The organism is Pedobacter chitinilyticus, assembly GCF_003313385.1.
Lineage (GTDB): Bacteria > Bacteroidota > Bacteroidia > Sphingobacteriales > Sphingobacteriaceae > Pedobacter > Pedobacter chitinilyticus.
This window is the reverse complement of the sequence record NZ_QMHN01000002.1, coordinates 359,752-373,885: the sequence shown is the minus strand read 5'-3', so window position 1 is coordinate 373,885 and position 14,134 is coordinate 359,752. Positions and strand designations below refer to the sequence as shown.

The following is a 14,134-nucleotide window of genomic DNA, read 5'->3' as shown; positions in this document are numbered from 1 at the left end:
ATCCAAGGGCATGCTAGCAGTATTCAAAAGAGAGTTATTCAGTTTCCTCAATTCCTTAATGGCCTACATCACCATTGGCATATTTTTATTGGCCTGTGGTTTAATGTTCTGGTTTTTCCCTGATACTTCCATTTTAGAATACGGCTATGCCGAAATGGATGGCTTTTTTGGTTTGGTGCCCTACCTGTTTATGTTTTTGATTTCGGCCATCACCATGCGGTCCTTTGCCGAAGAAAGAAAAGAAGGGACCTATGTCCTTTTAGCTACCAGACCGTTAACCAATTTACAAATCATTAGTGCAAAGTACCTGGCCTGTTTAGTGCTGGTGTTGTTTGCCTTGTTGCCTACCTTAATTTACTGCTATAGTATTGCACAGCTAGGTTTGCCCAAAGGTAATTTAGATACAGGGGCGATCATTGGTTCGTACATTGGTTTGTTTTTGTTAGGGGGTGCCTTTACCGCTATCGGTATATTCGCTTCTTCTTTCACTAAAAATCAAATCATCGCTTTTGCGGTTTCTGTTTTCTTGTGCTTTTTCGCTTATAGTGGTTTTGATTCAGTCAGTAAGATTTCGGCCTTTCGGGGCATCGAAAACCAGCTGGCCAATTTGGGAATTGCAGAACATTATCAGTCCATCAGTAGGGGAGTTTTAGATACCCGCGATGTCGTTTACTTCGTTTCCTTTGTGGCTTTGTTTTTTGGTTTAACCCATGTAGTGATTGGAGGTAGAAAATGGTAGGTAAAGGAGCAAGGAACATGGATCAAGGAGTAAGGAGTGAGGAGCAAGGAACAAGGACAAATAAAATTTTAAAACCAGTGCTATTTGTGTTGGCATTGGTAGTGGTAAATGTAGTTGCGCAATTTGCCTATACCCGTATTGATTTTACGAAGGAAAAACGCTTTACCCTCACCCAAAAAACCAAAGAAATTCTGCAACAGAATAAGCATGATGTAGTGGTGACCATTTATTTAGATGGTGATATGCCTGCAGCTTTTAAGCGCTTGCGTAATGCGACTAAAGATTTGTTATCGGACTACAGGGCTTATGCCAAAGGAAATTTTAAATTGGTTTTTATTGATCCGCTTTCAGGGCTTTCTGCTGCCGAACAGGATACCGTGATTCAACGCTTGTTTGAGCAGGGAATTAAACCTACCAACATCAACATTAAAACAGATGCGGGTTTCTCGGAGAAGCTGGTTTACCCTATGGCCATGATCGAAAGCAATGGTAAGCGCATGCCCGTAAAGCTGTTGCAAAATTTAGGGGGAGAAGCTTCCAACTACGATCAGAGCATTAACAACTCCATTAAAAACCTCGAATACGTGTTCACTTCTTCATTGAAGAAAGTCATTACGGGCTATAATCCGAGGGTTGGTTTTACGGAAGGAAACGGAGAACCAGATAACAGGTATTTGTACGATGCCATCAACACGCTGGCCGATAGCTACGTAATAGGCCGTGTAAATTTGGATTCCATTACCAAGCAAGGATTGGACAGCTTGAAAATGTTGGTGGTTGCCAAACCTTTAAATGCCTTCACCGAAGCTCAGAAGTATAAAATCAACTATTTTGTAATGAAAGGTGGTCAGGTGCTGTGGTCGATAGACCAAGTACGCATGGCTTTGGATAGTTTGCGTAGCGGTAGATCGTTTATGGCGGGCAACAATACGCTTAACTTGGACGATATGCTGTTTGAATACGGTGCCAGGGTAAACTACGACATCATTGCAGATGTAAACTGTGCCGAAATCCCAGTGGCCATGCCTGGTGGCCCGCGTGGCGATATCCAATTAGCGCCTTGGCTTTATTATCCTATTTTATTGCCAGATACCAGCAATAGCGTGGTGAAAAATTTGGATAACGTAAAAGCCGAATTTGCCAGTACGGTAGACACCATTGGCAATAAAAACGTGAGTAAGCATATTATTTTATCTACTTCGCCTTACAATAAAATTTACACTTCGCCTAAGTTATTTAACCTCCAAATGGTAGAACAAGAGCCTACCCAAAAGGAGTTTACCAGTACACCTAAAAGTGTAGGGGTATTGTTGGAGGGAAGTTTTAAGTCGGTTTTCCTCCATAGGCCAGTGCCCAAAAGGATTACCGAGCCTTATGACGTTCCAGCGCAAAGCAAACCTACCAAAATGATTGTGATAGGGGATGGTGATGTTTTCATGAACCAGGTTTCTGGCGATGGTTCTCCTTTCCCTTTGGGCTTTGACCGCTACACCCAGCAAAATTATGGGAACAAGGCATTGTTGTTAAATATTGTAGATTATTTTACCAACGAAGATAACCTCATCGCTTTGCGCAACAAGGAAATTACCGTAAGACCACTGGATAAGACGCTTTTACGTACGGAGAAAACAAAATGGCAGCTGGTGAATACCGTAGCGCCAATTTTAGTGTTAATATGTTTCGCAATTTTTCAACATTATTATCGTAAACACAAGTATGCAAGGTAAAATTTCATACTTTTGAATCTATATATAACAAACTATGAGATTTATAGTATCTACGTCGACATTATTAAAACATTTACAAACGGTTAATGGTGCTTCGAGCAGCAGCACAGTATTGCCTATCCTAGAGAATTTCCTGTTTGAGATTAAAGAAGGAAATTTGACCATTTCTGCTACCGACTTGCAAACGAGTATGACCACTGCTTTGCCTGTTGAATCAAAAGAAGAAGGAAAAGTAGCTGTACCGTCAAGAATTTTGCTAGACACGTTGAAGACTTTGCCTGACCAGCCAATTACCTTCCATGTAGATGATAATACTTTCGCCATCGAAATCAGCGCTGGTGACGGAAAATATAAATTGAGTGGTGAAAACGGTGACGATTTCCCTAAAATTCCAGTTGTTGACAATGCCTCTTCGGTAAACTTGCCAGCATCGGTATTGAGCGAAGCCATTACCAAAACCATTTTCGCAGTAAGTAACGATGAACTTCGTCCTGCAATGACGGGCGTTTTTTGTCAACTATCTCCTCAAAACATCACTTTTGTAGCTACTGATGCACATAAATTAGTTCGTTACAGAAGAAATGATACCAAAGCGGATAAAGCTTCTTCTTTTATTTTGCCAAAGAAAGCCTTGACTTTGTTGAAAGCGGCCTTGCCAAATAGCGATGTCAATGTTTCTGTAGATTATAACGCTACCAGTGCTTTCTTTAAGTTTGAAAACATCAACTTAATTTGTCGCTTAATTGACGAGCGTTACCCTGATTACGAAGCGGTAATTCCTGCAAACAATCCTAATAAATTGGTGATTGATAGGGCTTTGTTCTTAAATACACTACGTAGGGTAGTTATTTTCGCCAACAAAACCACGCACCAAGTACGTTTGAAAATCAACGGTAGCGAGTTGAATATCTCTTCGGAAGATTTAGACTTTGCTAACGAAGCGCATGAGCGTTTGAGCTGCCAATATGATGGCGAAGATTTGGAAATTGGCTTCAATGCCCGTTTCTTGATCGAGATGTTGAACAACCTAAGCGGTGAGGAAGTAACTTTAGAACTTTCTACGCCAAACAGAGCAGGTTTGTTAATTCCTCAAACCAATGACCAAGATGAAGATGTATTGATGTTGGTAATGCCTGTAATGCTAAATAGCAGCTACTAAACATTTAAAAAATATTTAATCAAAAAAGCTTAGAGTGTATACTTTAAGCTTTTTTTATGCTTATCGTTTATTGATTAAACCTAAGTTTTGTGATTGTTAAACCTCTCCCTAACCCTCTCCTTGAAAAGGCGAGGGGATTGGTGGTGCTAATTGGTGCTGTATTGCTAATAGGTTTACTGCTTCCTTTCCCAAGTACTTTTCTCTCTCTTTTAGGGAGGACCGAAGCGTAGCGAGCTCATTGATGCCAAAATACAATAACATAATTGTCAATAAATGCCGAAAGGCAGAGAGGGTGAGTTTAAACACTTAATGGCAGGTGCAAATCATCCCTGTCCTTACAAAAATGTCATAATCGTAAATAGGTGTTTTTTTGCAAGGCATATTGTTTATTTTAGCGGAAAAATTTAACTACATTGGAAATACTAGATTTATTAATTAAGCTACTTACTGATACTAAAGATACTTTAGTAACCATTATCCAAAATTATAGGACTTGGACTTATTTGATTTTGTTCATCATTATTTTTGCTGAAACAGGATTTGTAGTTACCCCTTTTTTACCTGGCGATTCGATGTTGTTTGCCGTTGGCGCCCTTATTGCTGGTGGTGATACAGGTTTGAACATTTGGTTCATGTGCTTTATTTTAACCGCTGCGGCCATTTTAGGCAATTCCCTTAATTATCGTTTGGGAAGGTATTTTGGGGTAAAAGTTTTTAAAGAAGAGAATAAAATTTTAAAACTCAAATACTATCACCAATCGCACGAGTATTTCGAAAAACATGGCTCTAAAGCCATTGTATTTAGCAGGTTCTTGCCTATTTTCAGAACCATAGCTCCTTTTGTGGCTGGTGCGGCAAAAATGTCTTTTGGTAAATTTACAGCCTATAATATTATTGGTGGTTTTGCATGGATTTTCAGTCTTTCTTTTGCAGGTTATTTATTAGGTAAAATTCCTTTTGTAGAGAAAAACTTTGAGGTGATTATTGTGATTATTGCGGTTGGAACTTTTGCTCCAGTAGTGATTGCAGGACTGAAATCACTCTTTAAAAAGAAAGAAAAGATAGAAGATAGCGAAACGATTTAATTAAAAAGCCCCGAATTTTCGGGGCTTTTTTATGAGGTGAAAATCTTGCTGGTTTGATATTATAAAACGACACGTGTGTGAATACCAAATGACACGTGTGCCGTTACTCGATGACACGCGTGTTGTTGCTTGATGGTACACGTGCCATTTAAGAGGAGTTGCCGATGGTCATTTTAAACTAGATTTATAGCTTGACGATTATTGTTGGATGGTATTTTGGAGACTTATGAAGTTTCTAAAACTTCGTAAGTCTGATTAATGCTGAAGTTGAGGGCTTCGCCGTTTCAAAACTTGGTAAGTCTGAAAGGGTTTGAGGAGTTTGTTGAGGTGGTTGCTGTGATAGACGGAATAGGGGTTTGATGGCAATTACGTTGATGTTAGCCCCGACAGCAATGGAAAGCCCGCAGGCTGAGGCACGAAGCCGAGGACTTGTAATGCATGGCGGGAGTTTAGGGAGTGAGGTGCAGGGCTTTTGCGCTTCAAAAAAATGAAAGGGTTATGGTTGGTTAAATTTAATGGGCTTTAAAACTCCCGCCCAATAATTTTACCTTCTTGGTATTTTTTGTCCGTTTTTTCGGCCTGCTGCTTATCCTCGATGGTGGCTTCAATTTTAATCATGTTTCTGAGGTCGGGCTGTCCAGCGTCAACCCAGGCCGAAAACCAAAAAGAACCTACTTTGATAATTGAGGAGCGCATTTGGCGTTCTACCATGCCCTTCATCATGTCTTGATAGGCTTTGGTGTAAGCTACAGAGTATTGCTTCATCACGTTTTTGCCTCGCATGGAAAAATCGTATTTCTGATCGGCAGGGAAGGTTGCACTGAGTTTTGCTTCAAAAGTCAATACGGTATCGACCATGGTGTGGGCTTTTTTCACAATTTTCCAAGCTTCTTTTAAAGGGTTTTCGATGTAGGTAGCTTTGCCCACCAAAAGGTTGTAGTTTTTGGCAAACAGCTCGGGAATACGGCTTTCCCAAAAACCATGGATGCCTGTTTGGTTGGTGAGCTGGCCATTGTGGTTTTTGGTGGTGTGCAATGGCACATGGGCATCGGCCACGTAATGGCCTAAATCGGCCGAATATCTTAAAATCCTTAACGAGTCGCGTTCTTTAAATGCCCTGACCAAATTGCTGTAAGTGCGTTGTATTTGCCATGGTACCATGCCATCGCTGGCAATTTTCTTTGCGCCATATTTGTTTACGGCATCGTTCCATTTTTCGGGAATGCTGTCGATATGTTCTTCGTAGTTTTCTACGTCTAAATAATGTCTGGGTGCTTCGGCGGTATCGGCATATCTTCTCTTGTCTGGATCAATGGCATGCTCGGTAATGTACTTATGGTTGTTTTTGTAGAAACCAATCATGCCTTCTGGTAGGGTGAATATGGCCAGTTGGTTAATGCGTTGATGCGCAAAAAAGCCCCAAGAAGCGCATAAAATTACAGTACCGAACAACAGCAAAGAAATAGACAGCTTTTTCATTGGGAACAATATCAGAAGGTGAAATTTATTTTTCAATAAAAATAGCAAAAACCCTTACTTATCGCTAAAATCTGACAAATTTTTGTCGGCCTTTATAGTCTTCTGCTGATACCAAAATACCTATATTTGTCCCAAAATATAAATCTTATGCAAGAAATAAAGAAGTATGTAGAAGATCATAAGCAACGTTTTTTAGACGAGCTTTTTGAGTTGTTGCGTTTCCCTTCGGTAAGTGCAGACCCGAAATATAAAGGGGATGTATTGAAAACCGCTGATTTTGTTGCGCAAAAACTGAAAGATGCTGGTGCTGATAATGTTGAAATTTGTGAGACTGCTGGATATCCAATTGTATATGGAGAGAAGATTGTGGATGCGAGTTTGCCAACTGTTTTAATTTACGGCCATTATGATGTGCAACCGCCAGATCCATTGGAATTATGGAAAACGCCTCCTTTTGAGCCTACGGTACGCGATGGTAAAATTTATGCCCGTGGTGCTTGTGATGATAAAGGCCAGTTTTATATGCACGTGAAGGCTTTTGAATTAATGATGCAGACCAATACGTTGGCTTGTAATGTTAAATTTATGATTGAAGGGGAAGAGGAAGTGGGTTCTGCTAACTTGGGTATTTTTGTGAAAGCGAACACGGAGCGTTTGAAAGCTGATGTGGTGTTGATTTCTGATACTTCGATGATTAGCATGGAAAATCCATCGATTGAGACGGGCTTAAGAGGCTTGGCTTATATGGAAGTAGAAGTAGTTGGACCAAACAGGGATTTGCACTCTGGGGTGTATGGTGGTGCAGTAGCTAATCCAGCCACTATTCTTTGCAAAATGATTGCTTCTTTGCATGATGAAAATAACCATATCACCATTCCTGAGTTTTATGATAAAGTGGTAGAGTTAAGTGATGCTGAAAAGCAAGCATTGAACTCGGCGCCGTTTGATTTAGAGGAATATAAAAAGGATTTAGAGATTGATGCGGAGTGGGGCGAAAAAGGTTACTCCACTTTGGAGCGTACTGGTACTAGACCAACTTTGGAAGTGAATGGTATTTGGAGCGGTTACATTGGCGAAGGTGCTAAAACCGTATTGCCAAGCAAAGCGAATGCAAAGATTTCGATGCGTTTGGTACCTAACCAAAATTCGGATGAAATTAGTGAGATTTTTGCGAAGCACTTTGAGAAGATTGCACCAAAAGGGGTAAAAGTTACGGTTACGCCACATCACGGAGGTGAGCCTGTGGTTACGCCAACGGATAGCATAGCTTATCGTGCTGCTGAAAAAGCAATTGAGGATAGCTTTGGTAAAAAGCCAATTCCTACACGTGGTGGTGGTAGTATTCCAATTGTGGCTTTGTTTGAAAATGTACTTGGCATTAAATCGGTATTGTTTGGTTTTGGATTGGATAGTGATGCGCTGCACTCGCCAAACGAGAAATACGATATTTACAATTACTATAAGGGAATTGAAACATTGCCTTTATTCCATAAATATTACGCAGAGCTAAATAAGTAAGATTTATTTTTCTGTAATTAAAAGAAAGCCTTCCTGTTCATGCGGGAAGGCTTTTTTGTTGGCAATGTTTTTTGGAGGGTAATGTTGACGATTTGTTAATGTTGCCTTTACTTAGTTAGGATAAATTCGCGGCTAGTTTCAGATGCTTATCTTTTGAATGCTTTCGAAAAGTAGAGTTTCTATTTTTGAATGACTGATTATTAAGGCTAAGCAAAAGATACGATAAAACTGATGCTGATCCCGAATGTTCGGGACAGCATGACGAAACGCCGATTTAGCGTCACCCTGACCACGAAGTAGCTGCAAAGCAAACCGAGCCTTGGCGAGCTCACCGAAGGTAATTTATTTCAGGGTCTGCCTTGTAATAACGATGTATATAATTATCATAGGAAACCATTGAAATGATCATCAAGCGCAAGTGTTTTTTGAACGATGTTATCTGATGTCGAAATTAATTTTTTCATCAAGATGTATTTTGTTAACTTTCCAAATAACTTTTAATTTGTTTCAAATGGTTGCTTATTCTGTTTTTTCTACGACTGTTTATAAGAGAAGGATCATCATTCTTTATTCTTTTTTATGTCTGTCGCTGCTTGGTCTGGGGGCCAAACACTTTAATGTTTTTCAAACTAATCAAGCTGTTGGTGCTGCGCAGGCTGAGGATGATCAATTTTTTAATATTGCGGTGTTGGCCGATACGCAGTACTATACTGGTGAGCGATATGGCGGAAATATGAATATGTTTTACGACCAGATAGATTGGATTACGGCCAATGCTGAAAAGGAAAAGATTGCTTATGTGGTGCATGTAGGGGATATTACCGACCAAGGTGATAAGTTGCCTGAGCAATGGGACCGAGCAAAAGATGCGATGTATCGTTTGGAGAAACCGCTGCCTGGCCTGCCTTATGGTATTCCTTACGGTGTGGCGGTGGGCAACCATGATGTGAGGCCGAATGGTGATCCAAATGGAAGTAAAATTGGTTACACCAAATATTTTGGACGTAAGCATTTTGAAGGTAGGCCGTATTATGGTGGGGCTTACCAAAACTCGGATGCCAATGATAACCATTACGATCTTTTTGAGGCGAATGGCGAAAAATTTATTGTGCTATATCTCATCTTTAACGATCCTAATAAGAAAGAGTTTTACGATGCGGCTTTAGAGGAAAAGGTACATAATTGGGGTGCAGATATATTGGCTAAGCATGCCGATAGAAAAGCAATTGTGGTGAGCCATAATATCCTTAGACCTGATACCACTAGCGGCAGCAACTTTAGGGCTGGCGTTGGTGTGGCGCCAAAACCTGGTACTTTCACCAAGCAAGGAAATCGTATCATCAACAAGTTTAAACACTCGCCAAATGTATTCATGATGCTTTGCGGACATGTAAGTGGGGAGGCTATGCGAGAAGTGAAGTTTGAAGGGCGTACCATTAAAGTGATATTAACCGATTATCAGGGTAGGAGAAATCCAGAGTTTACCGATAAAGATCGTAACGGCGGTAATGGGATTTTGCGTTTAATGAAGTTTAACCAAAGCAAACAAGTTTTAAACGTCAGAACTTTTATCCCTCAAAAAGATAGGATTTTGGAAGAGGCGGACGAGGACAGTAATTTTTCGGTGCCACTTTACAATTAATCTGTGATGATAAAATGTGGGAATACTTGGATTTGCTTGCTGCTTTTGATGCTGTTGGTTTCTCCAGCAGTAGCACAAGTAAAAAAACTGCATACTTTTTCGATTACTTCAACCAAAGCATTAAAAGCTTTTTTCGAATATACCCCCGACCGCATTCCACTGATTTGTGGGCATCGTGGTGGAGCGCAGGAGCTTTATCCTGAGAATTCTATTGCGGGTTTGGAATATGTGCTTTCTAAAATCCCCGCTTTTTTTGAGGTCGATCCCAGGTTGACCAAAGATAGCGTGGCGGTTATTTTGCACGATGCAACACTTGAACGAACCACTACGGGAAAGGGTAAGCTAGCTGACTACACCTGGGAGGAGGTAAAGCAATTAAAGCTTAAGGACAAGGATGGAAAGCCAACTCAATATGGTCTTCATACTTTGGATGAAATGCTGCAATGGGCAAAGGGTAAAACTATTTTAATGATTGATAAAAAGGACGTGCCTTTGGCGCAATTGTACCAAATCATTAAAAGAAACAACGCTGAAAGTAGCGTGTTGATCTCGGCTTACGAGCCTGAAGAGGCTGCTTTCTATTATGGGAAGGATAAAAACCTGATGTTTGAAATCTTTGTAAGTAACGAAGAAAAACTAAAAGCTTATGAAGCTACGGGCATTCCCAATGAAAATATGGTAGCTTATTTTGGTCAGCCTAAAAAGAAGGAATTTTATGATTTGGTGCACGCTAAAGGCATGATGGTTTTCGTGTATACGGCAAAGGTGATGGAGAAAGAGAAGAACAAAGAAATGCGAACGCAATCTTATCGAAAGACTATTGAAGACGGAGCCGATATTCTTTTAAGCGATAGGGCGCTAGAAGCTTATGAATCCATTCAAGGTTTGATGCCCGTAAAGAGCAGCAAAAGTAAATTTATTAAATAACCATTGTATAAACGATAATGTATGATCACAAAATCTTTTTTCAGAAAGCAACTATTGATACTAGCCTTGTCTCCTTTGGCTGCCTTTGCCCAAAAAAGTGAAATCAATGTCTTGAAGTTTAAAAATGTTCAAGAGCTTAAAGCCTTTTTCAAGCACAGTCAAAACAATTTCCCTATCATTAGTGGTCATCGTGGCGGGATGACTAAGGGATTTCCAGAAAACTCTATGGAAACTTTTGCCAATACGCTTAAGTACATGCCCTCATTTTTTGAAATCGATCCGCGATTGACCAAGGACAGTGTGGCTGTTTTAATGCATGATGCAACGCTAGAGAGAACCACCAACGGTACTGGCAAGCTATCGGACTACACTTATGCGGAAATACAAAAGTTGAGGTTAAAGGACCCAGAAGGAAATGTGACCGATTGTAAAATCCCTACGCTAAAAGAAGCTATTTTGTGGAGCAAGGGCAGAACGGTAATGAATTTGGATAAAAAAGACGTGCCGCTGGAAATGACTGCCCGTATTTTGAAGGAATGCAACAACGAAGCGGTAATGCTGACCGTTCATAATGCGAAGCAAGCCAAGTTTTATTTAGATCAAAATCCAAATTGGATGCTTTCCGTACATATCAAAACCAAAAAGGCTTACGATGAATATGTGAAAGCAAACATTCCGTGGGGAAGCATTATTGCCTACATTGGTCCAGAGTATACTCCTGAAAATAGGGAGTTAATGAAGCTTTTACAGGAGAAGGGAGTAATGGTGATGATTTCTTCGGCACCCACTTATGATAAATTAGCTACGCCACAGGAAAGAGCAAAAGCTTACGTGGAGGTTTTTAAAGGTGGCGCTGATATTCTAGAATCGGATTTGCCCGTTGAGGTAGCAGAAGCCATTAAAAATAATGTGCCTAAAAATACGCCACAGCACAAATACTTAGGTAAAGCAAAATTGTAAACTTAATAAATAAGAAGGGGTGGAGGTTATGCAATAATGACTTTCACTCCTTTTTCTTCCAGTTGTTGCACCACTAGTTCTGGTACTTTGTCGTCGGTAATGATGTACGACACTTGTTCAAAAGAACAAACCTTGCCCAATCCTCTTTTATCGAACTTGGTACTATCTGCTAAAATGACCACCGTTTGAGCGGTTTCAATCATTTTTTGGTCTAAGGCAGCTTCGGCCAAGTTGGTGATCGAAAAACCGAAATCAAGATCAATTCCATCAACGCCTAAAAAAACAATGCCGCAAGAAATCTCTTCCAATATTTTCTCGGCAAAGTTTCCAGCCACCGACGAGGAGTTTGACCTGATCATGCCGCCAAGTTGTAATACTTCCACGTTGTTTCTATTGCACAACTCTAAACCTACCTTTAAGGCAGGTGTAATTACGGTAATGTGCTCCGAAGGGTTTAGGAATCTGGCGACTTCAAAAACGGTAGAGCCCGAGCCAATGGTAATGGAATCGGTATTTTTTATGAGCTTCAATGCGGCTTTAGCAATGCGTTGTTTTTCATCAGCATTAATGAGTTCTTTCTCATAAATACTTCTTTCGCTGGCATAAGGATTTTTAATAGAACCACCGCCTCTTGTTCTAAAAAGGAGGTTTTTATCTTCCAACATTTTCAAATCCTTTCTGATGGTTACACCAGAAACTTTCATCAGGTCAATGAGCTCAATAATGCTAACCTTGCCATCTTCTTTCAGTTTTTTGAGGATATATTCGTGTCTGTCGGTGATGTTTTTCATTCTAAAAATCGTTTGCCGCTAATATATCATTTATTGTTGCATAAAAAAAGCGCTGCACCCGGGGAGGCACAACGCTCATCTTAATCAATTGCTGAAATTATTTGCTCTTTGCGTAATCAGTATTTCTTTTTTCAACTTCGGTTTTAGCCGCTTTAAAATTGTTGGTGTTTAATGTAGCCAATTCGTTGGTAGAGATAGAGTGAAATTGGGTGCTGCCGTTTAATTTTAGAGAGCATTCGTTACTTAACTTTGTGTAAATGCTTTCTGTTTTAGAACTAATGTCGGCCTTTGCATCATCTTGTAGGATAATTTGCAGGTGCTGTACATTAAGTGTGTTTTTGGTTTTTACTACAGCATTGCCTGAAACATCAATTCTAGAAATGTCGCCTACATAAAGGGTAATTTTTGCAGTTTCTGAGTTTTTCTTGGTAGAGATTTGAATGGCATCGTCCGTAGTGTAAACTCTGGCTTTTGCAGTGCCTTCATTCGAGTATAATTTTTTGCTGTCGTGGTCTTGTACAAGGGTAACTTCTACATTTCCAGAAATGATTAATTTCTTAGGTGCTTGTTGGTCGTTGTATTTATAGATAGTTGTGGTAGGGTTTACTACTTCTGTAGCGTTAACAGTTGTGGTGCTGATGGCTAAAGCTAAAATCCCGATAGCTAATAGCGAAGTTGCTCTTTGTTTCATAATTGATTTGTGTTTTTTGTAATTAAGACGCAAGTCACTATAAAACGTTGCACGCAACTTCACTACTTTCGACGAACTCCCGATTTTTTTCGACGAAACTCCGAAATGCTTCGTAGATTGTTAAGAGTTTGTTAAAATTAGGTTGCTATTTGGAGGATGTTTGGCAATTAGATTTAACATAGCCTGTTTTACATTTGGCCACAGATGCACAGATTTGTTTAAACTATATCTATTTAATCTGTGGCTAGATTTCCTAATATACAACGAGCAAAATTTCGATATTTAAATCGTCCAACTTTCGCATTTTTCTAGGAAGAACTCATCTGCTTCTGCGCCAATACCTGGGGTGTCTGGCACATCTAGCATAAAACCTTCGTAGCTCAATCCGCCCACTACTGGATCTACCAAATGACCTAACAGGCAAGTATCCAAATCAAAATAAACTACATTAGGGCTAGCCAGTGCAAAATGCAAGTTCGCCGTTAAGGCTAGTCGGCTTTCCAACATGCTTCCAATCATGCATTTTACGCCATTTTGCAGGGCAACTTCATGTATTTTCTGAGCTTCTAAAATGCCGCCAGACTTAGCAAATTTGATGTTCAGAAAGGTTGTCGCTTGTGCATTGATCAATTTTCTGGCATCATGGTGATTGTAGCAACTTTCATCGGCCATAAGTGCAATAGGAGAGTTGACGTTTAGTTCAGGTAAACGGTCATCATACCAAGTGCGCATGGGCTGTTCGCAAAATTCTATGCTATATTTTTCAAGTTCTGTAAGGGCAAATAGCGCATCGTCAAAGGTCCAACCTTGGTTGGCATCCAGTCGCAAAGTCATATCGTCACCAACGGCTTTTCTAATGGCGGCTACCCTGTCAATATCTTCATGTACTTTTTTGCCCAATTTTATTTTAATAATTCTACAGCCATTTTTTTGATGTTCTACTGCTTTTGCAGCCATCTTTTTGGCGGTATCAATACCTAAAGTCATATCTGTTTCGATGGTACGTTTATGACCGCCTAAAAACTGGTAGAGCGGTTGCCCTGCATTTTTTGCGGCAATATCAAATAGCGCCATGTCAAAAGCACTTTTAATGGTTGGGTTATGTGCTGCATAGCCCAATAAATCATCCATCCTGGCAGGAATATCTAGTGGGTCCTTTCCCTTTAAAATTTGGGCAAAGTCTTTGGCCATGGCCAAGCAAGTGTCTTGTGTTTCGCCAACAATCATCGGAAAAGCAGAGCATTCGCCATTACCATGTATGCCTGCATCGGTAAAAATCCTTACTAAAACATTTTGGGCAAAGTGCATGGTGCCAGTAGCAATTACAAAAGGCTCCATTGGAATGCTGAAACGGTAGATCTCGGTATGGGTAATTTTCATGTGTTGCTTGTAATAATGAGGTAAATCTTTAAAAAT

Annotated in this window: 12 protein-coding genes; 8 read left to right on the top strand and 4 right to left on the bottom strand. The window is 40.1% G+C overall.

Translation table 11 applies throughout. The features are described from left to right. Positions 1-10: 10 nt before the first annotated feature. From gldF to DUT70_RS08400, 4 genes are all read left to right on the top strand, one after another. The gene (gldF, locus tag DUT70_RS08415) at positions 11-739 is read left to right on the top strand and encodes a gliding motility-associated ABC transporter permease subunit GldF (RefSeq protein ID WP_113646884.1); all 729 of its coding nucleotides are present in this window, start codon (positions 11-13) and stop codon (positions 737-739) included. Beyond that, complete coding sequence (gene gldG, locus DUT70_RS08410) at positions 733-2,466, top strand: gliding motility-associated ABC transporter substrate-binding protein GldG (protein ID WP_240432061.1); 1,734 nt, start codon at positions 733-735, stop codon at positions 2,464-2,466. Before gldF ends, gldG begins: the two co-directional genes overlap by 7 nt. A 34-nt stretch (positions 2,467-2,500) precedes the next feature. After that, positions 2,501-3,625: a DNA polymerase III subunit beta gene (gene dnaN, locus DUT70_RS08405; RefSeq protein WP_113646883.1), complete on the top strand. Its 1,125-nt coding sequence runs from the start codon at positions 2,501-2,503 to the stop codon at positions 3,623-3,625. 413 nt (positions 3,626-4,038) lie between these two features. After that, entirely contained in the window at positions 4,039-4,710 is a 672-nt protein-coding gene (locus tag DUT70_RS08400; RefSeq protein ID WP_162926595.1) for a VTT domain-containing protein, read from the top strand. A 522-nt stretch (positions 4,711-5,232) separates the two neighbouring features. Here the strand turns inward: DUT70_RS08400 and DUT70_RS08395 are convergent. Beyond that, positions 5,233-6,189 carry a zinc dependent phospholipase C family protein gene (locus DUT70_RS08395; protein ID WP_113646882.1) on the bottom strand — a complete coding sequence of 319 codons (957 nt, stop codon included), beginning with the start codon at positions 6,187-6,189 and terminating at the stop codon, positions 5,233-5,235. A 147-nt stretch (positions 6,190-6,336) separates the two neighbouring features. On the opposite strand from DUT70_RS08395, the gene DUT70_RS08390 reads away from it, so the two are divergent. The 4 genes from DUT70_RS08390 (at position 6,337) to DUT70_RS08375 (ending at position 11,236) form a co-directional block, all read left to right on the top strand. Continuing rightward, positions 6,337-7,707 (top strand): dipeptidase, encoded by a 1,371-nt coding sequence (locus DUT70_RS08390; protein WP_113646881.1) that lies wholly within the window; start codon positions 6,337-6,339, stop codon positions 7,705-7,707. Positions 7,708-8,218: 511 nt separating this feature from the next. Continuing rightward, positions 8,219-9,349, top strand: a complete 1,131-nt coding sequence (locus tag DUT70_RS08385; RefSeq protein ID WP_162926594.1) for a metallophosphoesterase — start codon at positions 8,219-8,221, stop codon at positions 9,347-9,349. 6 nt (positions 9,350-9,355) lie between these two features. Further along, positions 9,356-10,276 (top strand): glycerophosphodiester phosphodiesterase family protein, encoded by a 921-nt coding sequence (locus DUT70_RS08380; RefSeq protein ID WP_113646879.1) that lies wholly within the window; start codon positions 9,356-9,358, stop codon positions 10,274-10,276. A 21-nt stretch (positions 10,277-10,297) separates the two neighbouring features. Next, positions 10,298-11,236, top strand: a complete 939-nt coding sequence (locus DUT70_RS08375; protein ID WP_113646878.1) for a glycerophosphodiester phosphodiesterase family protein — start codon at positions 10,298-10,300, stop codon at positions 11,234-11,236. Positions 11,237-11,262: 26 nt separating this feature from the next. Here the strand turns inward: DUT70_RS08375 and DUT70_RS08370 are convergent, their stop codons facing one another. The 3 genes from DUT70_RS08370 to DUT70_RS08360 all read right to left on the bottom strand — a co-directional run bounded on the left by DUT70_RS08370 (position 11,263) and on the right by DUT70_RS08360 (position 14,098). After that, positions 11,263-12,027 carry a DeoR/GlpR family DNA-binding transcription regulator gene (locus DUT70_RS08370; RefSeq protein ID WP_113646877.1) on the bottom strand — a complete coding sequence of 255 codons (765 nt, stop codon included), beginning with the start codon at positions 12,025-12,027 and terminating at the stop codon, positions 11,263-11,265. A gap of 97 nt (positions 12,028-12,124) precedes the next feature. Further along, complete coding sequence (locus DUT70_RS08365) at positions 12,125-12,718, bottom strand: GIN domain-containing protein (RefSeq protein ID WP_113646876.1); 594 nt, start codon at positions 12,716-12,718, stop codon at positions 12,125-12,127. Positions 12,719-13,000: 282 nt separating this feature from the next. Beyond that, positions 13,001-14,098, bottom strand: coding sequence for a mandelate racemase/muconate lactonizing enzyme family protein (locus tag DUT70_RS08360; RefSeq protein ID WP_113646875.1), 1,098 nt, complete (start codon positions 14,096-14,098; stop codon positions 13,001-13,003). Positions 14,099-14,134: the final 36 nt, after the last annotated feature.